The sequence below is a fragment of the Vibrio kyushuensis genome (assembly GCF_050337325.1).
Lineage (GTDB): Bacteria > Pseudomonadota > Gammaproteobacteria > Enterobacterales > Vibrionaceae > Vibrio > Vibrio kyushuensis.
The window spans coordinates 136,239-157,127 of the sequence record NZ_JAKJSV010000004.1 but is presented as its reverse complement, the minus strand read 5'-3'; the positions used below and the strand labels follow the sequence as shown (position 1 = coordinate 157,127).

21 protein-coding genes, 1 tRNA gene and 1 pseudogene are annotated in these 20,889 nt (G+C 41.9%); 6 read left to right on the top strand and 17 right to left on the bottom strand.

All coding sequences use genetic code 11. The features are described 5' to 3' along the window. Window positions 1-2 precede the first annotated feature (2 nt). From dptF to L4D20_RS09895, 3 genes are all read right to left on the bottom strand, one after another. On the bottom strand, window positions 3-1,592 hold the full coding sequence (gene dptF / locus L4D20_RS09905; RefSeq protein WP_428801414.1) for a DNA phosphorothioation-dependent restriction protein DptF: 1,590 nt from the start codon (window positions 1,590-1,592) through the stop codon (window positions 3-5). 594 nt (window positions 1,593-2,186) lie between these two features. After that, complete coding sequence (locus L4D20_RS09900) at window positions 2,187-2,363, bottom strand: helix-turn-helix transcriptional regulator (protein ID WP_428801413.1); 177 nt, start codon at window positions 2,361-2,363, stop codon at window positions 2,187-2,189. Window positions 2,364-2,860: 497 nt separating this feature from the next. Next, a tRNA-Arg gene (locus L4D20_RS09895) sits at window positions 2,861-2,937 on the bottom strand. A 199-nt stretch (window positions 2,938-3,136) separates the two neighbouring features. Between L4D20_RS09895 and folD the strand changes: the two genes are divergently transcribed. Further along, entirely contained in the window at window positions 3,137-3,997 is an 861-nt protein-coding gene (gene folD, locus L4D20_RS09890; RefSeq protein WP_428801412.1) for a bifunctional methylenetetrahydrofolate dehydrogenase/methenyltetrahydrofolate cyclohydrolase FolD, read from the top strand. Window positions 3,998-4,079: 82 nt separating this feature from the next. Here folD and L4D20_RS09885 read toward each other — a convergent pair whose 3' ends face one another. Next, window positions 4,080-5,051, bottom strand: a complete 972-nt coding sequence (locus L4D20_RS09885) for a lytic murein transglycosylase (RefSeq protein ID WP_428801411.1) — start codon at window positions 5,049-5,051, stop codon at window positions 4,080-4,082. Window positions 5,052-5,078: 27 nt separating this feature from the next. Beyond that, a complete protein-coding gene (locus tag L4D20_RS09880; RefSeq protein WP_428801410.1) occupies window positions 5,079-5,354 on the bottom strand; it encodes a YcgL domain-containing protein in 276 nt (91 codons plus the stop codon). A 153-nt stretch (window positions 5,355-5,507) separates the two neighbouring features. On the opposite strand from L4D20_RS09880, the gene minC reads away from it, so the two are divergent. From minC to minE, 3 genes are read left to right on the top strand one after another with little or no spacing between them, the layout of a single operon-like run. Further along, a complete protein-coding gene (minC, locus tag L4D20_RS09875) occupies window positions 5,508-6,170 on the top strand; it encodes a septum site-determining protein MinC (RefSeq protein ID WP_428801731.1) in 663 nt (220 codons plus the stop codon). 16 nt (window positions 6,171-6,186) lie between these two features. Continuing rightward, complete coding sequence (gene minD, locus L4D20_RS09870; protein WP_428801409.1) at window positions 6,187-6,999, top strand: septum site-determining protein MinD; 813 nt, start codon at window positions 6,187-6,189, stop codon at window positions 6,997-6,999. A gap of 4 nt (window positions 7,000-7,003) precedes the next feature. Further along, complete coding sequence (minE, locus tag L4D20_RS09865) at window positions 7,004-7,267, top strand: cell division topological specificity factor MinE (protein ID WP_428801408.1); 264 nt, start codon at window positions 7,004-7,006, stop codon at window positions 7,265-7,267. Between the two features lie 150 nt (window positions 7,268-7,417). Here minE and L4D20_RS09860 read toward each other — a convergent pair whose 3' ends face one another. Then, complete coding sequence (locus L4D20_RS09860) at window positions 7,418-8,305, bottom strand: LysR family transcriptional regulator (RefSeq protein ID WP_428801407.1); 888 nt, start codon at window positions 8,303-8,305, stop codon at window positions 7,418-7,420. A 279-nt stretch (window positions 8,306-8,584) separates the two neighbouring features. Between L4D20_RS09860 and L4D20_RS09855 the strand changes: the two genes are divergently transcribed. Next, on the top strand, window positions 8,585-8,953 hold the full coding sequence (locus L4D20_RS09855) for a MaoP family protein (protein ID WP_428801406.1): 369 nt from the start codon (window positions 8,585-8,587) through the stop codon (window positions 8,951-8,953). A 95-nt stretch (window positions 8,954-9,048) separates the two neighbouring features. On the opposite strand, the gene L4D20_RS09850 is transcribed toward L4D20_RS09855, so the two are convergent. From L4D20_RS09850 to L4D20_RS09800, 11 genes and pseudogenes are all read right to left on the bottom strand, one after another. Beyond that, window positions 9,049-9,489, bottom strand: a complete 441-nt coding sequence (locus tag L4D20_RS09850) for an ATP-dependent zinc protease family protein (RefSeq protein WP_428801405.1) — start codon at window positions 9,487-9,489, stop codon at window positions 9,049-9,051. Window positions 9,490-9,554: 65 nt separating this feature from the next. Next, window positions 9,555-10,574 (bottom strand): succinylglutamate desuccinylase/aspartoacylase family protein, encoded by a 1,020-nt coding sequence (locus L4D20_RS09845; protein WP_428801404.1) that lies wholly within the window; start codon window positions 10,572-10,574, stop codon window positions 9,555-9,557. Between the two features lie 116 nt (window positions 10,575-10,690). Beyond that, window positions 10,691-11,563, bottom strand: a pseudogene (rimK, locus tag L4D20_RS09840) (30S ribosomal protein S6--L-glutamate ligase); the annotation flags it as partial. A gap of 271 nt (window positions 11,564-11,834) precedes the next feature. After that, a complete protein-coding gene (rnd, locus tag L4D20_RS09835) occupies window positions 11,835-12,953 on the bottom strand; it encodes a ribonuclease D (protein ID WP_428801403.1) in 1,119 nt (372 codons plus the stop codon). Window positions 12,954-13,089: 136 nt separating this feature from the next. Continuing rightward, window positions 13,090-14,784 (bottom strand): long-chain-fatty-acid--CoA ligase FadD, encoded by a 1,695-nt coding sequence (gene fadD / locus L4D20_RS09830; RefSeq protein WP_428801402.1) that lies wholly within the window; start codon window positions 14,782-14,784, stop codon window positions 13,090-13,092. Between the two features lie 101 nt (window positions 14,785-14,885). Continuing rightward, entirely contained in the window at window positions 14,886-15,737 is an 852-nt protein-coding gene (locus L4D20_RS09825; RefSeq protein ID WP_428801730.1) for an alpha/beta fold hydrolase, read from the bottom strand. A gap of 11 nt (window positions 15,738-15,748) precedes the next feature. Continuing rightward, the gene (locus L4D20_RS09820; RefSeq protein ID WP_428801401.1) at window positions 15,749-16,306 is read right to left on the bottom strand and encodes a Slp family lipoprotein; all 558 of its coding nucleotides are present in this window, start codon (window positions 16,304-16,306) and stop codon (window positions 15,749-15,751) included. Between the two features lie 84 nt (window positions 16,307-16,390). Further along, window positions 16,391-16,696, bottom strand: coding sequence for a chromosome partitioning protein ParA (locus tag L4D20_RS09815; protein WP_428801400.1), 306 nt, complete (start codon window positions 16,694-16,696; stop codon window positions 16,391-16,393). Between the two features lie 71 nt (window positions 16,697-16,767). Next, window positions 16,768-17,484: a tRNA (adenosine(37)-N6)-threonylcarbamoyltransferase complex dimerization subunit type 1 TsaB gene (gene tsaB, locus L4D20_RS09810; protein ID WP_428801399.1), complete on the bottom strand. Its 717-nt coding sequence runs from the start codon at window positions 17,482-17,484 to the stop codon at window positions 16,768-16,770. 36 nt (window positions 17,485-17,520) lie between these two features. Next, window positions 17,521-19,437 (bottom strand): DNA repair helicase YoaA, encoded by a 1,917-nt coding sequence (yoaA, locus tag L4D20_RS09805; RefSeq protein WP_428801398.1) that lies wholly within the window; start codon window positions 19,435-19,437, stop codon window positions 17,521-17,523. A gap of 112 nt (window positions 19,438-19,549) precedes the next feature. Beyond that, a complete protein-coding gene (locus tag L4D20_RS09800; RefSeq protein ID WP_428801397.1) occupies window positions 19,550-19,750 on the bottom strand; it encodes a hypothetical protein in 201 nt (66 codons plus the stop codon). A 196-nt stretch (window positions 19,751-19,946) separates the two neighbouring features. Here L4D20_RS09800 and purU point away from each other — a divergent pair, with 196 nt between their 5' ends. Then, on the top strand, window positions 19,947-20,780 hold the full coding sequence (gene purU, locus L4D20_RS09795; protein ID WP_428801396.1) for a formyltetrahydrofolate deformylase: 834 nt from the start codon (window positions 19,947-19,949) through the stop codon (window positions 20,778-20,780). Window positions 20,781-20,889: the final 109 nt, after the last annotated feature.

Here is a 20,889-nt window from a genome sequence, read left to right as displayed (position 1 = left end):
TATTAACGCTCCACTATTTCTATTAAACTACCATCTCGCTCAGCATCATAGGTTGATACACCATCTACAATTATCAATGTATCTGACTTAGCCATTTCAACTCTTATTTGCTCAACCAATTCGTCAAGCAGTAAAACGCAACTTTTATCATATTTATTTGGTCGATAGCCTGAATTTAGTCTATGAAGCAGTTCAAATAGATTTATATTTACGGGTAAGGCAGGCTGAATTGGACGGCGGTTAACTTTTATTAACGCGTTAAAAGACATTAAGCTTTCAGAGTCATATTCAATGATAAGTCCCCAATCAACAAGCAGCTTTAGTTCTGTTGCGAATAAAACAGAGTTTTCTTTTGAGATAAGGTACTGTTTCTTCTTAAGTTGTGGAGCACTCCGGTTTATATAACGCCATAAGGCAGAAAATAAGGTGTGTCTATAAAAATCATTAAGTGTATTTGTTTCAGCCTCGTCGTCTTCACCAGTATAATTTTGATGGGCAAGCAGCACTTTGGCATAGTCTTGTAACAAGGTATTTTTAAATTCAGGACGATAATCTTGATGATAATTATTTGCAAAATCTGAATTTTGTAGAATATAGAACAGCCTTAGATACGAACTTGGTTCCTTTAAACCTATAACGCCCTCTTTTTTCAGTTCTTCATTGAACTCATAAAATGCGGGATCTTCGATCTTCAGCTTGAGTGATAGAATGAACCTATCAATCTTTTCAGATCTAATTAATGCAGGATCAAAACTGATTAACCGCTCCGACAATTCGTTATTTCTAGTTAAAAACAGATTGTCAAAAAGGTACCCTTTTCTCACCAATAGAATATGGATAAAGTCTAAGAATGAACGAGCAGTCACAAACTGATCTTTTACTAATCTACCTTTTAATAACAGCTCAATGATTGAGTTTTGAATTGATTCAATCGCCAACAACTTAAAGTTAGCTACAACAACTTCATCTTTACTAATTACCTCAGATTCAATCATCAAATCCCAGAATGGGTTTGTAACCTCAGATGTTGTTTTTTGTGTTAGTTTCTGCATGAATGAACTGGCAAAATCAGAACTAGGCTGACCATTTTTGAAACAAAACTTAGAGTACTTTTTATTTTCAAAGCTTAGAAAGTTTATATCGTCTGAATCAATGCTTTTTTCAAGATGCTGAAGCATAGCTGCTTTTATATCGTCATGCTCATTTTCCGAATTTTTTGCAAAGTTAGCCATCATACCTAGGTTAATACCAACAACTAACGAACTGTTTTCTGCTTTATATTCTGAGAATCTATTATTTAGTGTAGCTATAGCATCAAGTTTTGGGTCAAAGCTATGTGTAGCATCTAAATGAAAGCTTATACTACGCGAATACTTTTCATTCTGGCTGTATCGAGTCATTATCTCAGACTTACCATCACCACTACTCCCGCATAAGAAAAGGATTTTTTTTCCTGAGTTTAATAAGTCATCTAGAGCTGACTCAAAATCCATTTCTAAAGGGGTATTTATATACAAATAGTCTTTATATTTATCTAATTCAGAGTTTGAGTCTTTCTCTGTAGACACAGCATATGGTGATGATTTAGACATCACACTCAGGGCAGTTCGAAAGTCAATCAAGTTTGTAACCCCATGGAAAGTGAAACATTAATATAAGTACATACAAATCGCGTAATGAACATGCTGATTCTGCATGACTCATGCATTTTACATAATTAAGTGTACATGTATTCATATGCGATCAACTTTTCTCAAAGAAATCCATATCTTTTATAGATTTCATTGTTTTTGTGAGATCTCCAGCCTAATTAGCTGATGGTTTGCTCTATACGTCTTAATATTTCTTCTTATAGGAACGGCCATGATTAGCATAACCAGAGGAAATCAAAAACACGCATCAGTTTTAAACTAAAGAACAAGGTCATAAAACGTATAATTTGAAATATATTGACCTTGTTAACTGAAATAACTTTTTGGACTAAATATCGAAGTGTTGTACTTTCAAAACGATAATCTCCTAGTTTGAACACGTAGGTAGAAGTGGAGCTTTGAGCCAAAGCGAAAGGTTTAGCTGTAGGGTTGTTTATTCTATATAAGCAGGGAGGGGATTGAATCTGAGGTTTCATCTTCTGATGATCAAGCTAGCCTTGCGGCTAACTTGATTTATGCTGCGTTTTCACGCGTTTAACTTAACTTATTATTTTTAACAAAGTGTAGGAGTTCGTGCTCAATCCAACGCGGGCAGCCTGGTGAGACAAAAATCGTCCTTGGAAATGTCGGGTTTTGGCGAAGGCGCCAAAAAGTTGTTCGACTGATACCTAAAACGCTAATTACTTCATTAATATTAAGTAAATTGATCATGCATAATGTACCTCTCATAACCTACAGTAATTAGCTCCAGGATGGCTCTAATCCCTAAAATGGCTATGTTTGTCTTTGGTGCTATTTTATCGCACAAAAAACAAACATTCAAAGGCAGCCCTAGTCAGTACATAGTCAAATATCTTAGTATCACCCACTATTTTTAGATTGAAAAACTGGACAAACACGACAAAGCAGCCTAGCAGTCCTGGCCTGAAATTTTCTTTGGCTTTAAATGTCGTTTTTTAAAAGAAAGGCAGTCTAAGATTTCTAAAGTGTAATCGAAATTGATGATATCAACCTTAATATTGAGCAACCACGAAATAATCTAAATTGAGTTAAAATCAATCTCAGATCATTCTATGTAACACTATGTGTTTCATCATGGTTCGTAACGTTCGTTATAGGTTCATCGTTACTTGACTAGTTACTTGACTATAAACGCCAGAAATGAAAAAGGCGCTAGCAGTTACTAACTGCTAGCGCCTTATCGAATATGGCACGCCCTAGAGGATTCGAACCTCTGACCACATCCTTAGAAGGGACGTGCTCTATCCAGCTGAGCTAAGGGCGCGCTACAGGAAAGGATTATACGAATTGGATTGAGTAAAGCAACGGGTTTATCTTACTTTGTTGTTCAAGTGCCTAAAAAAGAGTCATGCGACTATTATTCCTACAACCCAACGCCGACGCAAACGTTTGCTTATGGAGTTTATTAACAAATTCTGCGACAATAGTTTTATAAGTATTAACCATCCTAATCAAGGAACGTCATGACTGCTCAAAATATAGACGGCACACTTATTTCTCAAACCGTACGCTCAGAAGTTGCTGCTCGAGTAAAAGCAAGAGTTAACGCTGGTTTAAGAGCGCCAGGGCTCGCTGTAGTACTCGTTGGTGAAGATCCAGCCTCTCATGTATATGTAGGAAGTAAACGTCGTGCATGTGAAGAAGTCGGCTTTGTGTCTAAATCTTTCGACTTACCTGCTACAGCTTCAGAAAGTGAACTGCTTGAGCTTGTAGGCAAGCTTAATGAAGACCCTGAGATTGACGGTATCCTCGTTCAGCTTCCTCTTCCAGCAGGTATCGATACAACACACGTGCTAGAGAGTATCATTCCAGAAAAAGACGTTGATGGTTTCCACCCATATAATGTAGGCCGACTTGCTCAGCGTATGCCAAAGTTACGTTCATGTACGCCTAAGGGCATAATCACGTTACTCGACCGCTACAATATCGATCTTCGTGGCAAACACGCTGTTGTTGTTGGTGCTTCAAATATTGTTGGTCGCCCAATGACACTTGAGCTTCTGCTAGCAGCCTGTACCACAACAACGTGTCACCGCTTTACCAAAGATCTTGAAGGTCACGTACGCCAAGCTGACATAGTTGTCGTTGCGGTAGGTAAACCAAACTTCATTCCTGGAGCGTGGATTAAAGAAGGTGCTATCGTGGTCGATGTGGGTATCAACCGTTTAGAGTCAGGAAAACTCGTTGGCGATGTTGAATACGATGTCGCCAAAGAAAAAGCCAGCTTCATTACTCCAGTACCTGGCGGTGTCGGCCCAATGACTGTGGCTAGCCTAATTGAAAATACGATGATGGCGTGTGAGCAGTTCCATACTAAGAAATAGATTCAATTCCTGATTAAATAAAAAGGCTCCTAGAACAGGAGCCTTTTTAGTATTTGTCTATGTCGTGTATCGGAAAGTTCGCTTAATACTTAATGCGATCAGCTAAATGACTCACAGCCAATGCAAAGTAGTACGAGCGATTCCACTTCATTAACACATTATAATTGTTGTAAACAAGGTAGGTTCTGCCATGGTGATCATCAGGCATGATGAGCCATGCTTTAATATCTTCATCAAGCTTTGGTAATGGGCGACCATCATAGCGGGTAATTCCAAGCTCACCCCATTGCTGAAGGTATTTTCCCTTCTCCGCATCGCGGCCTTGCATTTCAACATCCACCGATTCAGGCACCTGAACTTGGCGTCCCCAAGTATAGGTATCGTCCCAACCAGATTGGCTCAAGTAGTTAGCAGCTGAAGCAAAAACATCCGCTTTAGTATTCCAGATATCTTTTTTACCATCGCCATTACCATCTGCAGCGTAGGCTAAAAATGAACTAGGCATAAATTGAGGCTGACCCATCGCTCCAGCCCAAGAGCCTTTCATTGCATTCGCTGTAATGTGCCCTGCATCTAATATAGTTAATGCGGCCATCGCTTCTTTACGGAAGAACTCTTCTCGGCGCCCTTCATACGCAAGCGTTGATAATGCATCAATCACACTATAGCCGCCAGTTAAGGCACCGAAGTTACTTTCGACCCCCCACAAAGCAACAATGTATTGAGGTTGCACGCCATACTTATCACTAATGCGTTTCAACTCGGCATAATGCTTGTTGTATAAGTCTTTAGCCTGTTTCACTTTCCAGTCAGGAACTGCACGGGGAATATACTCATCCAACGTGAGTTTTTTCTCTGGCTGGTTTCTGTCCGAACTGACCGCTCTTGGTCTGTAGGTGACGTTTTCAAAAGCTTGATCAACTATTGCTTGAGAAACCCCCTGCTCGACCGCTTGTTTCTTTAATCCTTCGACGTATTCTTCAAAGCTCGCCTCATTTGCAAACGCTGAACAAGACAGACCTAAACCTAATATTACTGACAGAAATTTTTTCAAACTGCCCTCCTTGAGCAATTATCTCGACTATTTTTGTTGAGCTTTTCGTTCTTTATACTCTTCTAACAAGTTCTCTTGTCGTGGCGGTAACTGTAAGAAAAATCCTTCATCAGCCAAAGATTGAATCACAACTTCTTTATTCACCTGAGCAAGATTATGTTTATCTAATTTAATCACCATCACGAATATAGGTTTACCGAACATTTGCATCAAGGTGTCAGGAACTTGTGAAAAATCGTCCTTCTTCGGAATGTACAGGTAAGTCCCTTCTTTCTTAGAACTTTTATATATAGAACAAAGCATAAGTCGCCTTTTGATTAAATGTTGAGTCATTCAGAAAAATAACGTTAAAGTTTTGAAAATTAACAGCTACAGCGCTTGCCGTTGCTAGTTATGGAATATAACATGATATCCCTAGCTTCCGGCAACGCCCTTGCAGTAAAGGCCGCAAATAAAATGTCAAATACTCCCGACTTAAAAGGCAGCAGCTTCACTTTGTCAGTGTTACACCTTTCTGATAGTGAAGTCACCAAATCTGTTACATTTCTTAAAGAAAAAGTTGCGCAAGCACCTGCGTTTTTTACCTCTGCTCCAGTGGTCATTAATGTTGCTAAAGTTGAAGGCGACATTGACTTTGCGACACTAAAAAATGGTATTGAGCAGATTGGTATGATTCCAGTTGGAATTACAGGGTGTAAAGATAAGCGCCTTCAAAACCTAGCATCTGAAGCCGGTTTTGCCGTTATGTCTGCAACCAACACACGCAAGCAAGCCCCTGCCGAAATGGCACCAACCAAAGTTATTCGCACGCCAGTTCGTTCTGGGCAGCAAGTCTATGCCAAAGACGGTGATCTGGTGATACTAAACCATGTAAGTGCGGGCGCAGAAGTCATTGCCGATGGTTCTATCCATATTCATGGCACACTAAGAGGCCGTGCAATAGCGGGCGCTAGTGGTCAAAAACAAGCCAGTATTTTCTGTAACGACTTACAAGCAGAGCTTATTTCTATCTCAGGGAATTATTGGTTAAGCGATAAAATTGAAGAGACGTTTTGGCAAAAGAAAGTCATGATAAGCATGGATGATGATTCTTTAAAGCTTGAAACTCTAACTATATAAATAATAAGGAATAACCATGGCTCGAATTATTGTAGTCACGTCAGGTAAAGGCGGCGTTGGTAAAACAACCTCAAGCGCAGCCATCGCATCAGGACTGGCACTCAAAGGACAAAAGACTGCTGTTATCGATTTCGATATTGGCTTGAGAAACCTCGATCTTATTATGGGCTGTGAACGCCGCGTCGTTTACGACTTTGTAAACGTGATCAATGGTGAAGCCACATTAAACCAAGCACTGATTAAAGATAAGCGTACAGAGAACCTATTCATCTTACCGGCTTCTCAAACGCGTGATAAAGACGCGCTAACAAAAGATGGCGTGCGTCGTGTTTTCGATGACCTAGATGAAATGGGTTTTGATTTCATCATCTGTGATTCGCCGGCTGGTATCGAGCAAGGTGCGCTAATGGCGTTGTACTTCGCTGATGAAGCTATTGTTACCACCAACCCAGAAGTCTCATCGGTTCGTGATTCAGACCGTATTCTTGGCATTTTAGACTCTAAGTCTCGACGTGCAGAAGAAAACCTGCCTCCTGTTAAGCAGCACCTATTATTAACACGCTACAATCCTGCTCGTGTAACACAGGGTGAAATGCTAAGTGTGGAAGACGTAGAAGAGATCCTGCACATCCCACTTCTAGGTGTTATCCCAGAAAGCCAAGCAGTATTGAACGCATCAAACAAAGGTGTTCCAGTTATCTTTGATGATGAGTCAGATGCGGGTTGTGCCTACAATGATACGGTAGAGCGCTTACTCGGTGAAAAAGTGGACTTCCGCTTTTTAGTCGAGCAAAAGAAAGGAATCTTTAAGCGATTATTCGGAGGTTAACACTATGTCATTAATTGAATTTTTCCGCCCACAGAAAAAAAACTCAGCGAACTTAGCGAAAGAACGCTTACAGATCATCGTTGCAGAGCGACGCAGCCATAATGATCCTGCGCCTTCTTACTTGCCACAGTTAAAAGAAGACATTTTGAAAGTCATCGCTAAATATGTGGAAGTTGACCCATCAATGGTTGATCTTAGCTTTGAGCATAAAGATGATGATATCTCTGTTCTAGAACTGAATGTCACTCTGCCAGACGAAGAGAAATAGCCGTTTATTACTTGGCGATTTCACGTAGCTGGAGCTAAGTGTTAAATACTCAAAAAGCCTCTCACGTTATTAACCTAGATTAATAACGTGAGAGGCTTTGTTGTATTTAGTGTCGTTGGATAAAGGAAGCTATGTCTTTTTGATTCTGCTTTAGTCCATTCCTTCACTCACCTGTTGAACTAAGTATGATCCTGCTGGCTCGATGGTTCCCACCAACGATTTCACCTTTTCAATCGAGTTTGTCGCATGACTATTTTTGCGGTAACTAATATATATAGCCCTAGACCACTGCTCCGCACCATCCACTTTATACAGCTGTTCAGCCTCTATAAATGGTTCAGCCAGAGAGTATGGTAAATACGCACAACCACCCTTCTCCAAAATAAAATCTAACGCTATTCGACCTGTCGATGTTCTTAAATACGGTGCCGGTATATTCGGGTGCCGATCCGCATGTTCAAAAGTAAAGAGCGTCCCCCAATCGATATAAACATATTTACTATCAAAAGCAGTTTCAACCGATACTGGCTCAGTCGATACTAGTACGAGGGTCAAATCGGCTATTTGCTCACTAATAAACTCATCAAGCTTGAATGGATCAAATGAGAAAGCAATATCAAGCGAATGGTCAAGCAAGTTACGATGTAGCTGTTCACGGCCTTGCGATTCAGCCATAAATCCGTACCCGTGCAAAGCACCAGTCACGACACTCAAACAGTTTTGTAAATATGCATCCCAAATATTCGGTGTACCGCCTATGGTCAACTGCATCACTTTATTGCTCTCTAGAGATAACTCAAACCTCGCTTGCTTTAGTGTAGACACCATCGTCTCCGCATAACTCAATAGACGCTGTCCGGCAGATGTCAGCTGAATATTGTTACGGTGACGAATGAACAACTGCACATCAAAGTACTCTTCTAATTGTTTGATACGAGCACTAACCGCCGCTTGAGTAATATAGAGGTTTTCTGAAGCCCTTCCAAAGTGCTTCTCTTTAGCGACTTCTAAAAATGTCTGAAATACTTTTATGTCCATTATTTACGCCCATTCCGGTGCAACGTTTATTCTTTTAGAAACAAAGAGATTAGAAACAGAGAGTTTAGTTATTAATCCCCGTTATATTATGGTGTCACTAGCTAAGCAATATCAACACACTGATCAATAACAAAAAATGTTTTGTCATTGCGATAAAAATTATTCGTTTTTATGACAAGCCTCTGTGTCCTATTCTTGTCCCAGAGAGTTAATAGCTCTAGCGGCGCCACATCGGTTGGTTTTCCATTCAATATTTATTCTGCTTCTTTTGAGGTTAGCATGTTTGATACTCAGTTTCGCCACGGCAAAAAACGCTACTACGATATGGTGAAATTTCCGCACGGGTTTGCTAAATCGGGTGATTTCACACTCCTAGAGAGTGAGATCTTAATGACATTTGGAGAAACAATGCTTGCATTGGAAATAGGTGATATCACACCAGATAACTCGGAGGAAAAACACTTTCTAAAAGTCATAAAACACCCAATGAAAGCAAAAACCAAACTGGAGCATACATGGGTTAAATATACCCACCTAGCTCGTGGTCGAAAGTCATTTCACACACTAAATAGCCGGACAAAGTTTCATATTTCGCTGCCAGAGTTCGATTTTGAGACCAATGATGACGAAGTAACCGAGGTGGCGTAATGAAATAAACAATCTTTGACTTGATGCGCTCCACGCATTCAAACTGATAACGCTCCATTCTTTCCCCCAATGAGATTAGAGCGTTATTTTTCCGACTATTCCCCGACCAAAAATGTGTGGCTTGGGTCGACATACACTTTATCGCCCATCGCTTCACGCCCTAATAGCATCATATACGTCATATCATTTCGATTACTCAGTGTAAGCTGAATAGGCCAGGACTTATTCCCTAGCTGAAACGTTGTTTCTATCACAACACGCTGCTCTACTTTACCGTTCGATGATTTAATGCGTCTAGAGTCATAAACGAGTGACTCACAACGTACCACTTCATCAAGTTGATAGGCGTCAGGGTGAAGATCATATTGAACATACAATCTGCCCCCCTTAACAATTCGTTCGATATTGTCCACATGAAGCGACGATGTTTTCGCTCCGGTATCAATACGTACCTCTAAATCACGGATACCTAAATCGGGCAGTGAGCACAGCTCTAGATTTCCAATAATCATTCGTTTCTTAAATGTATCTGGCATAATTGCCTCTATCTTATCTTTCTAAATAAATCGCTTAGTTCAACGAATTGAGTTGGCGAGAGTGCCTAACTTGCGGGCTCTATGGCTACGATCGCATCTTGCATCATCTCAATATGCTCATAAACATCGTCAGCACTATCCCCGAAATACGCAATGTGGTACATCGCTTCACCTTCTTGAACAAGTGGGATATTTTGTTTGCCAATAATGATCCCTGAACGTGTCGATATTATTTGGCTAATATGATTACCTAACGGACCATTAATATCTGCCAAAATATCCCCTTTCTCAACCATCGAGCCTAGTGCAACAAACTCTTTCACAAAGCCACTCGCATTAGCCCTTGTCCAATCACTGCGGTTAGCGACAAACGGTTCAATATTTACTTTACTCATTCTCTTACGAATCATGCCAAGAGCTCTTAATACTCGAATGACTCCTTTCACCCCAGTTTGAATTGACAGCTCATCAAAACGAAGGGCTTCACCTGCTTCATAAAGCAAGACTCGAGTGTCATTGCAGACCGCTGCCCCTCGTAACGAACCATCACGAATGTTGGCATTAAGAAGCACAGGCACGGCAAATGCTTCAGCTAGGCGTTTTGTCTCTACATCATCCAAATTCGCTCTAATTTGAGGTAAATTAGAGCGATGAATAGCACCTGTATGCAAATCAATTCCATAGTCGCAATGAGTGACAATGCTGTTTAAAAACGTATACGCTAATCGCCCAGCTAATGATCCCGTCTTAGACCCGGGGAAACATCGGTTTAGATCTCGTCGATCTGGCATATAGCGACTTTGGTTGAGTACGCCATATACATTTACCATAGGCACCAATATTAATGTTCCTATTTGCAGCTTTAGGTTCTCTTGTATCAATCGGCTTATAATCTCGATACCGTTGATCTCGTCACCATGTACCGCCGCACTGACAAACACAACCGGCCCTTCTTTTTTTGCACGAATAACTTGAATAGGAAGGCTCATCTCAGCATCGGTATAGAGTTTAGCTACTGGTATTTCGATTTTTTTTCTCTCTCCAGGAGAAATTTCAACACCAGCAATCATCAACTTCTTAGCCATTAGGCCACCTCCTTTTTGCCGCTATTAACGCCATTAAAGACATCACCGTCATTATGAAAAACACGACTTTCAAAATCTTCATATCCCAAAGCCATATCATCCATGTTATTTATACCTTGAGAGTTCTTTTCTATGAAATCGAAAATCAAACCAGCTACGTCTTTACCAGTGGCTAACTCAATCCCTTCAAGGCCAGGGGAAGAGTTCACCTCCATAACCATAGGGCCGCGAGCCGATTGCAAAATATCGACACCGCACACATTAAGTCCCATGACTTTAGCGGCATTTACCGCTGTTGCATTTTCTTCATCTGTTAGCGTCACTAGCTGCGCCGTCCCACCACGGTGTAAATTTGAGCGGAACTCACCTTCGCCAGCTTGACGTTTCATGGCTGCAATAACTTTTCCACCAACAACAAAACAGCGAATATCCGCGCCTTTTGCTTCTTGAATAAACTCTTGAACTAAAATGTTGGCCTTCAACCCCATGAACGCTTCGATGATGCTTTCTGCCGCCTTATTGGTCTCAGCTAACACAACACCAATACCCTGAGTACCTTCGAGTAGCTTGATCACGACCGGCGCACCACCAACATTTTTGATCACGTCTTTGATCTTGTCTGGCTTACTTGCAAAGCCTGTTCTTGGTAGACCGATGCCCTCTCGTGAAAGCAGTTGTAACGAAGACAACTTGTCACGCGAACGGGTAATCGCTGTCGAGTCATTAATGCAAAACGCATTCATCATTTCAAACTGTCTGACTACTGCGGTTCCGTAAAAGGTAATGGAAGCACCAATTCGCGGGATAACTGCATCATAGTGAGGTAGATCCTCGCCCATATAACGAACCTTAGGGTTATTGCTAGTGATATCCATGTAACACTGTAAAGTATCGATGATATCGACTTGATGACCTCTCGCTTCGCCAGCTTCTTTCAAACGACGAGTTGAGTACAAATTTTCGTTGCGTGACAAAACCGCAATGCGCATGGCAGTATCCTTTTATGATGAATTAACCCGTCGGTTCAGCCCTTCGGAAAGTGCGCGAACTTTAAGAGTTATTTCAGCTTAAATACAACGAATAGTTTTAGTCATCACGACAAGAAATATTTATTAAGACGGGGGATATACCGGTGAATTTTTGTCTTTTATATGTGGCAGGCAAGAAGGTATAAAAATAAAAAAGAGCCAAACAGCAATGCTGATTGACTCTTGATATTCAATTTAAGTCTCTAAAAAACCTTAACAGAGACAGAGATAGCTACTTCACTAAATCATCTAGCTTTTCACCCATCAATTCTAAACGCCACCCCTGCATAACATCAGGTAACGCACTTGGATTTCGATCTTTTTTCCACACCCACGTCAAAAGCTGATTAAGTTGCTTTTTAGAAGCGAGAAATTCAGTAGCAAGACCCGACTTTGAAGACGCATGTTTCACTTCATCTTTTAGCAGTTTAAATAGCTGTTTATACCCAGGGTAATCCATTAAGCGATCGATGGCTTCTGGGTACTCATCTTCAGGTGTTTGCTCTGCAGACTTAATCATAGCGATGATACGGCTTCCATGACGGCGTACTGCTCGGCTATCAATACCTTCTTGCTCCATATGGTGCGAGCTTTTAATCGCATCACGAGCAACAAGCAGTAAGTCGGTTTCCTTAAATACAAAGTTCAAGGCTAAGTCACGCTTCATCGCTTCTTTATATCGCCATGTTGCCAGTGGCTTTAAAATCGCCAGTTGCTTTGGCTTTAATTGCCAAGCACCTTTAATATCGCGATAAACGTTATTGGCATCAATATTTTTAATTCGTTTGCTAACCAATAGCTCTGACTCTTGCAACGCAGCGTCCCACCAGTCTGCTTCTTGTAGTTTCTCAAGTAGCTTTTCATACAGCGGCATTAAATAGAATACATCAGCAGCGGCATACTCTAATTGCTTCACGCTTAAAGGACGTGCCATCCAGTCAGTGCGAGACTCGCTTTTATCCAACTCAACACCAATATATTCATTAACTAGCGCAGCAAAGCCGGTAGATAATCCGTAACCTAAAAAGGCCGCCATGATTTGAGTATCGACCATAGGAAACGGCGTACAACCAAAGGCATTTTGGAAAACTTCTAGATCTTCACCACACGCATGTAGAACTTTTAATACTGACGTATCTTGCAATAAGTCAACAAACGGTGACATATCATCAAACACTGTCGGATCGATAAGAGATAAGTTCTCTCCATCAAACAGCTGTATCAAGCCAAGTAACGGATAGAAAGTACGAACTCGTACGAACTCGGTATCGAGCATCACAACATCAGACTGCTTGGCTTGGTGACAGACGCGCTCTAGATCGGACGCTTGGGTAATGATTTGATAGTTCACAAAATGCTCGCTAATGATGATTAGATCCGTTGACCTAAAGGATGAAAAATAAAATGCCGACGTTTATGTCGGCATTCTAGCACTAAATGCTATTGAGTTTCTGCATTGTTAATTTGCATACATCAAGATGAAAAGCTTACGCACTTTCTCGCTGTGCAACTTGAGCATCATTTTCTTCTCGAAGCACACGGCGAAGAATTTTACCTACATTAGTCTTTGGCAACTCTTCTTTAAACTCAACCAATTTTGGCACTTTGTAGCCGGTTAGTTGTTCGCGACAGTGAGCGATCACTTCTTCTTTAGTTAAGCTTGGGTCACGTTTAACAACATAGATTTTCACTATTTCACCAGATACTTCGTGAGCCTGACCAATTGCAGCAACTTCTAACACTTTTCCGTGAGAAGCAATCACATCTTCAATCTCGTTCGGATAAACGTTAAAGCCAGAAACCAAAATCATGTCTTTTTTACGGTCAACGATATGCAAGAAACCCTCATCATCAAATTTAACGATGTCACCCGTAGATAGCCAACCTTCTGCATTTATCACGTCTTTGGTTGCTTCAGGGCGCTGCCAGTAACCTTGCATCACCTGCGGGCCGCGAACTTGCAATTCACCTACTTCAGTATTTGCTAGTGGGTTACCTTCATCATCGACAATTCGAACTTCAGTGGAAGGTACAGGTAAGCCAATCGAACCGTTATATTCGACAAGGTCGTAAGGGTATGCTGAAACCAGTGGCGCACACTCGGTTAGGCCGTAGCCTTCAAGTAAGTAACAACCTGAGATTTTATTCCATTTTTCAGCAACAACTCGTTGTACCGCCATGCCACCACCGACAGAAAGGCGCAAATTACTGAAATCGAGTTCATTAAAGTCTTCATTATTCACTAACGCGTTAAACAGTGTATTTACCCCTGTAATCGCGGTGAACTTGTATTTCTGTAACTCTTTAATAAAGCCCGGAATATCTCTTGGGTTAGTGATCAATAAGTTGCTGCCACCAACTTCTAAGAAGAGCAGACAGTTTACCGTCAACGCAAAGATGTGGTAAAGCGGCAGTGCTGTTACAACAAGTTCACGCCCATCGGTTAATACAGGTCCGTAAGCGCCTTTTGCTTGCATCACGTTCGCAATCATATTGCGGTGCGTCAGAATCGCCCCTTTCGCAACACCTGTTGTGCCACCAGTGTATTGTAAGAACGCGATATCATCGCCTGACATGTGCGGCTTAACATATTGCAACCTACGGCCTTTATGCAAAGCCTTACGCATTGAAATAGCACCTGGCAAATTGTATTTAGGTACCATTCCTTTCACATACTTAACCACGAAATCAACAACTGTACCTTTTGCTCGCGGAAGCATTTGACCAAGACTAGTGAGGACCACATGTTTAACTGGCGTGTTATCAACAACTTGCTCTAGGGTATTGGCAAAATTAGAAACAATAACAATGGCTTTTGCATCCGCATCATTTAACTGATGCTCTAGCTCACGTGGTGTATAAAGCGGGTTTACATTCACCGCAATCATACCCGCTCTGAGTACACCAAACAGTGCCACAGGATACTGAAGCAAGTTCGGCATCATTAACGCAACACGATCACCTTTCTGAAGCTTCAACTCATTTTGTAAGTAAGCAGAAAAAGCACGACTACGCTCTTCCAATTTGCGATATGTCATGACCGAGCCCATATTCATAAACGCAGGCTGATCGGCAAATTTTTGCACCGATTGTTCAAACATTTCAACCAAAGATAAGTATTGATCAGGGTTGATAGTTTCAGGTACATCTTCTGGGTAGCGTGAGAGCCAAGGGTTTTCCACGGTATTACTCCTTGTTATTGGCAGGCTGGTTCGACCATTATTATTATTCGTCTATTACAGCACAGCCAAAGCGCATGAGCACGAAAGACTCAAACACTTGTTTAAATTTTGTTAAGCACGCCAAATATCAGATCAGTTACAGCCGAAGGGGATTGCAGATGACAATGATGGCCTCCGCTAATTGTCACGACATCACACAACTTCGTTGAATGACTCAATGACGGTTTTAATCGGTCATAACCTTTATCACCTAAGATGACCAATTGAGGGCATTCAATGCTTTTGATGACTTCTTCAGCGTGCTCCAAAGACATTCGATATAACGAGTCACTTTGCAGGTGACTATCATGCCGCCATTGCCAAATGCCGTTAAGACTCATCATTCCACGCTCAACAACGGGTTGTATTAAATGGGCGTCAAGATGATTAATCGTTGCGCGACGACTTGCCATCTCTTCAATGCTAGTCAAATCCCGAGTTGGTTTTCGTCTAAGTCGCTGACGACTAAGCACTCCATTTCGTAATCTATCAATACTCTTTTCGGGCGATTCAGCTAATGGACCAAAGCCTTCTATTTGAACTAATCCTGCGACTTGCTCAGGAAACGCGGCACTATAGCAACTTGCGATTAATGCACCAAGTGAATGTCCTACTAATACCAACCTGTTCGGCGATAAAGTAGACAAAACCTGGTGAAGATCGTCAATATAGTCATGAAAAGGATAAAATGAGCCAATTCCTTTGTGACTAGACAAGCCATGACCCGGCAGATCGATCGCACAAAGATGCAGACTCTCATCAAGCTGAGACAGTTTAGGAAGGATTGAGTGGAAGCTAGCGGCGTTGTCTAGCCAGCCATGCAAAAAGACCACCGTGGTATGGGCTGTTTCTGCGTTCCCTAACTCTAAAGTCGCGATATCACCACTGGCGATAGAAATCGTATTATTACGCATACTACCACGCATTATTTAACTTCTTGAATGACTCGACCATCGGTAGGCTCAAAGTAGGCTTGACGACAATGTAAGCTTCGACAAGGGTATGGGTAGACCCTGACATCATTGATTTGCACACGCTCTTGAATCTTCCACAGATGGTGACCGCTTACTGTCATAGCAGGCACAACTTGCTCTGATTCGCCAACCATAATCTTCTCAGTTCCTTTACTTTGACCAAGAACACTTATCAACTGACCTTTTCCATAAGCTAGAGGTTCTAAGAAACCGTCGACATAACCAACAAATCGTCCGTTGGGCTGTTGATTAATATCGGGTTTACCTGATGAGCTGATTGGCAAATTCACCACTTCAATACGCGTTTTATCTGCTAGGTTGGTTACACTGGCAATCACACCGCCAAGGCGTACTTGAGGTGTTGTTACAGGATCGATATTGACCCACGTTGCGTAATCAGAAACGAGGGTTTCATCCGATGAAGCCAAAGATTCAGGGAGCGTTGAACAGGCGCTGATAAATAATAAGGAAATCGACATTAAAGCCGCTTTTAATAAGGACGTATTCATAAGGCACTCGTTATTTCATAGGAGGTCGGTCAGAGTTAGATAATTAACCTGAGTTCAAATTAAACAAACTAAAACGATAAAGGATTAGATGTAGATATCGACACCAAGAAGCTTAGCAAGTTCATCACGTTTGGATTGAGTCATGACAGAAAGGTACTCTTGCATCGCTTTTCGGCCTTGCCCTTCAGGAAGGTCATATTGAACTTGCGCCCGATGAATATCGGACTCGTTAACATGACGAATAGAATTGGAAACAGCATCCGCGACTTGGGTCGTTTGACCAACTGATGTCGTAGTTTGCCCTTTTTTTACCTCACTCTTTTTACTCGCCTTGCTAGTCTTAGTATTGCTCGGGACTACCGAAGGAGGTAAGCCGTTGATTGAGACCATACTCTTCCTTAATGAAAGGCTAGCGAGCTAGCCTTATTTCACTCATTACTGTCAGTAACAGAATTCGTTGTTTATTCTTTTCCTGGTAATTTTTTCCACGTGACCTTATCACGCAGATAAACAGGGCTCGCGTGCTCTGCATCTACCGTATTATCATTAGCCCATTCAAACTGTGCCAAATAGGCAATATCAATCGCTTCTGGGTAAAGAACTGTGCCTTCATCACTCACTATTTCTACACGTTCTAAAGGTAATGCAGTTAACGCTTCTTCGTAAGCTGCCCAACCGGTACCCGCTGTGTACCAAACTGAATCATCTTTTTCAATTTGTGGCACTAGCTCACTTGGTGGAATAACACACTCAGCATCAAGCTCAATCCAAGTGCCGTTTTCTTGACGACTATAACGTCCCCAATAAACCTCACTCATTCGTGCATCAATCGCACACGCAACCTTGGTATGACCTAGCTTACGGTAACTACCTTCCGCCATTGCAGCCAATGTTGAAACACCAATCATTGGTAGATCTGCACCAAACCCTAAACCTTGTGCAATACCAATGCCAATACGAACACCCGTAAAGCTACCCGGTCCACGCCCAAACGCCAATGCATCGACGTCAGCGAGCGATAAGCCTGCTTCTTTTAATACCTCATCGACCATCGGTAAAATTTTCTTAGTATGGTCGCGCGGTGCCACTTCACTTCGTGCGAATACTTGTTCGCCAACAGTCAGGGCAACAGAACAGTTCTCTGTTGAGGTATCTAAAGCAAGAATTTTTACAGTCATTGATAACTCTATCTTTTTAATTAATCTGATTAACTTTTATTGCTCAAGCTGTTTGAGAAAAGCTTGAACACTATCTAAATCCCGAGTTCTCGGAATAGGCGGCAAACTGGCTAAAAACAGTCGCGCATAATCTTTGGTCACTAAGCGATTATCGCAAATGATCAACGCCCCATGATCGCTATTATCTCGAATCAATCGACCTACCCCTTGCTTCAACGTAATAACAGCATCGGGCAGTTGAACTTGAGCAAAAGGATCACCGCCTTTTAATCGGCAATCTTCGATTCGAGCCTTCAATAATGGGTCATCAGGTGCAGTAAACGGTAATTTATCGATGATAACACAGCTTAATGCGTCACCTCTAACATCTATCCCTTCCCAGAATGCCCCTGTGGCAACAAGTAACGCATTCCCAAGCTCCATAAATTCCGCCAGTGTTTTCTGTTTACTGGTTTCACCTTGAAGTAGGACGGGTACAGACAATGTTTCTCTAAATCGCGCTCCTAGCTCTCGCATCATGCTGTGAGAGGTACATAAGAAGAAGCAGCGCCCTCCGTTTGCTTCAATCACAGGACCAAGCATTTCAACGAGCTTATCTGCCATCCCCGGACTGTTTGGCTCAGGTAGATAACGAGGTACGCAGAGCCTAGCTTGAGTTTGATAATCAAACGGACTTGGCAAGGCAAGCTTTTGTTTTGGCTGCAAACCTAAACGAGCAGTAAAGTGACCAAAGTCCTCATTTACAGCAAGCGTTGCAGAGGTAAAAATCCATGATCCTTGTTTAAGTTCAATCTGCTCATGGAACTTATCGGCGACCGAAAGCGGTGTGATATGAAGCGTAAAATGACGAGGCGTGGTATCAAACCAATAGGAATACCCAGTGATAGACACATCACATACCCGCTCAATTCTGGCTTTGATTGTATTCGCTCGTTCAAAAGCGGTATCCAATAATTGGCTTCTTCCTAGAGCAAGTTTGAGCACTTCGATAGCAAAATCAAGCGCATCCTGTAGTCGACGTAACTCTCGCGCAACCACTGGAGAGCTCACCGCTTCACGCCAATTCCCGCGAAAGTTGGCATCACCCAATATAATACGCAGCTCCATCGCGCATTGAATGAGGCTATCGCCCACCTTTTGCAGCTGGCGCATATCTTTCGCTTCAGTTCGGTAAGCGATTTCAATATCTTTAGCGAGCTCTTGTACCTGCCTGCTTGAAACTGACTGACCAAAATATTGGCTCGCAATATCTGGCAGTTGGTGAGCCTCATCGAAGATAAATACATCCGCTTCAGGAATAAGCTCCCCAAAGCCCGTCTCTTTAATGGCTAAATCGGCTAAAAACAGATGGTGGTTGACGACGACCACATCGGAATCCATGGCTCGCTTTCTAGCTTTTAAAACAAAGCAATCGGTAAAGCTTGGGCACTCTTTGCCAAGGCAGTTGTCATTGGTGGATGTGATGGTCGGAATGACTGGGCTATCTTCTGCGATTTCATCACAATCACCAAGATCACCACTTTTAGTTTGAGAGACCCAACTACGAACTTTAATCAACTGAGCCAGTAAAGTCGGATCTGCGGTATTGGTATGACTCTCTACCATTTGGCGGCTTAACCGATCTAAACAGAGATAATTTGAGCGCCCTTTTAACAGTGCCACTTGACCATAAAAACCAAGCGCATCCACCATTAATGGGAGATCGCGATGAAAGAGCTGCTCTTGAAGGTTTTTAGAACCGGTACTGATGATCACTTTCTTGCCACTCATCAACGCCGGAACGAGATACGCGAAAGTTTTACCGGTTCCGGTACCCGCTTCCACAACCAGTTGGCTTTGCTTATCAATGGCGTCATAAACCGCTTGTGCCATATCAAGTTGAGGCTGCCTTGGTTGAAAACCAGGAATAGCTTTACCCAGAGCACCGTCGGCAGAGAAAGTTTTTAAGATCATGTAAAAAGACTAGAAAAAAGAGATGGAGAGATTATGTCAGCTTTAGTGAGCCGGCGCGAATCAGATTATGACCCGCACCGGAGGTGTTTGGTTTAAGGCGAGGTGAAATGGGTTACTTTCTATTTAAATAACGTGATAGCCACGCTGGCCCATCAAATCCGTTATCTTCACTGAGTATTGCTTTCGCTGCGTCGCTTGGTGAGGCTTTGTTTTCCCACAGTTCAATTAACATCGCTTCATCAATTTCATGATCGCCAACAAGGGCATTCACTCGCTCAACATACAATTTTCGCGCTAGTAGTTCTTTATCCATATGACAGCACCTTTGATACTTCTTACGACAGAATCCACAACAAAAGGAAAAAACCTTGATTTTGGCAACGATCTTTTGTTGAAACATGCTCGATAATAGATTAATTATAGCAGGTATATTGCGGGTTACGTCACCGTTCACGGAACCTGAAATTAGTTTTAAGCCCAAAAAAATAATTCATGGAAGCAAGACACAAATGGAAAAAAAAACACTCTTAACCCACTGCAAAGATGCACCTGGGCTGATATCTAAAATCACCAATATTTGTTATAAGCATCAGCTCAATATTATTCATAACAATGAATTTGTTGATAACACCAGTGGCCACTTCTTTATGCGCACTGAGTTGGAAGGTTATTTCAATGACCAAACTCTACTAGCCGACCTTGACCAAGCACTGCCTGAAGGAACAAAGCGCAACTTAGTGAATTCAACACGCAAGCGCATTATCATCTTAGTAACCAAAGAGTCGCACTGTTTGGGTGATATTTTGATGAAGAATTACGATGGTAGTTTGGATGTCGACATTGCAGCTGTTGTTGGGAACTACGATACTTTGCAGTCTCTGACTGAGCGTTTTGACATTCCATACCATGCTGTTTCGCATGTAGGGCTAAATCGAGAAGAGCATGAAGAAAAAGTGCTCGAAGTGATTGAGCAATATGACGCTGACTACTTAGTTCTGGCTAAATACATGAGAGTACTTACTCCAGGATTTGTTGAGAAGTTCAACCACAAAATAATCAATATCCACCACAGCTTTTTACCGGCATTTATTGGTGCAAAACCTTACCAGCAAGCCTACGAGCGTGGTGTAAAGATCATTGGGGCAACCGCTCACTTTGTGACTAACGATCTCGATGAAGGCCCTATCATTAAACAAGACGTTATCCCTGTGGATCACAACTTTAGCGCACAAGATATGGCTCGTGCTGGTCGTGACGTAGAGAAGAACGTATTAAGCAAAGCACTCAACAAAGTATTGAACGACCATGTCTTTGTTTACGGAAACAAAACCGTCATTCTTTAAAATTTAAGTTTAACGTAGATGTAAAAATGGCGCATCGATTGTCTCTCAATCAATGCGCCATTTTAGTTTTCAATCTCAGCCGCAGCTATGCTTGCAAATCAGCGATATT

What these genes read in the sequence shown, in the direction of transcription:
- dptF (WP_428801414.1), bottom strand. Translation starts at nt 1,592, where the DNA reads ATGTCTAAATCATCACCATATGCTGTGTCTACAGAGAAAGACTCAAAC.
- L4D20_RS09900 (WP_428801413.1), bottom strand. Translation starts at nt 2,363, where the DNA reads ATGATCAATTTACTTAATATTAATGAAGTAATTAGCGTTTTAGGTATC.
- folD (WP_428801412.1), top strand. Translation starts at nt 3,137, where the DNA reads ATGACTGCTCAAAATATAGACGGCACACTTATTTCTCAAACCGTACGC.
- L4D20_RS09880 (WP_428801410.1), bottom strand. Translation starts at nt 5,354, where the DNA reads ATGCTTTGTTCTATATATAAAAGTTCTAAGAAAGAAGGGACTTACCTG.
- minC (WP_428801731.1), top strand. Translation starts at nt 5,508, where the DNA reads ATGTCAAATACTCCCGACTTAAAAGGCAGCAGCTTCACTTTGTCAGTG.
- minD (WP_428801409.1), top strand. Translation starts at nt 6,187, where the DNA reads ATGGCTCGAATTATTGTAGTCACGTCAGGTAAAGGCGGCGTTGGTAAA.
- minE (WP_428801408.1), top strand. Translation starts at nt 7,004, where the DNA reads ATGTCATTAATTGAATTTTTCCGCCCACAGAAAAAAAACTCAGCGAAC.
- L4D20_RS09860 (WP_428801407.1), bottom strand. Translation starts at nt 8,305, where the DNA reads ATGGACATAAAAGTATTTCAGACATTTTTAGAAGTCGCTAAAGAGAAG.
- L4D20_RS09855 (WP_428801406.1), top strand. Translation starts at nt 8,585, where the DNA reads ATGTTTGATACTCAGTTTCGCCACGGCAAAAAACGCTACTACGATATG.
- L4D20_RS09850 (WP_428801405.1), bottom strand. Translation starts at nt 9,489, where the DNA reads ATGCCAGATACATTTAAGAAACGAATGATTATTGGAAATCTAGAGCTG.
- L4D20_RS09845 (WP_428801404.1), bottom strand. Translation starts at nt 10,574, where the DNA reads ATGGCTAAGAAGTTGATGATTGCTGGTGTTGAAATTTCTCCTGGAGAG.
- L4D20_RS09825 (WP_428801730.1), bottom strand. Translation starts at nt 15,737, where the DNA reads ATGCGTAATAATACGATTTCTATCGCCAGTGGTGATATCGCGACTTTA.
- L4D20_RS09820 (WP_428801401.1), bottom strand. Translation starts at nt 16,306, where the DNA reads ATGAATACGTCCTTATTAAAAGCGGCTTTAATGTCGATTTCCTTATTA.
- L4D20_RS09815 (WP_428801400.1), bottom strand. Translation starts at nt 16,696, where the DNA reads ATGGTCTCAATCAACGGCTTACCTCCTTCGGTAGTCCCGAGCAATACT.
- tsaB (WP_428801399.1), bottom strand. Translation starts at nt 17,484, where the DNA reads ATGACTGTAAAAATTCTTGCTTTAGATACCTCAACAGAGAACTGTTCT.
- yoaA (WP_428801398.1), bottom strand. Translation starts at nt 19,437, where the DNA reads ATGATCTTAAAAACTTTCTCTGCCGACGGTGCTCTGGGTAAAGCTATT.
- L4D20_RS09800 (WP_428801397.1), bottom strand. Translation starts at nt 19,750, where the DNA reads ATGGATAAAGAACTACTAGCGCGAAAATTGTATGTTGAGCGAGTGAAT.
- purU (WP_428801396.1), top strand. Translation starts at nt 19,947, where the DNA reads ATGGAAAAAAAAACACTCTTAACCCACTGCAAAGATGCACCTGGGCTG.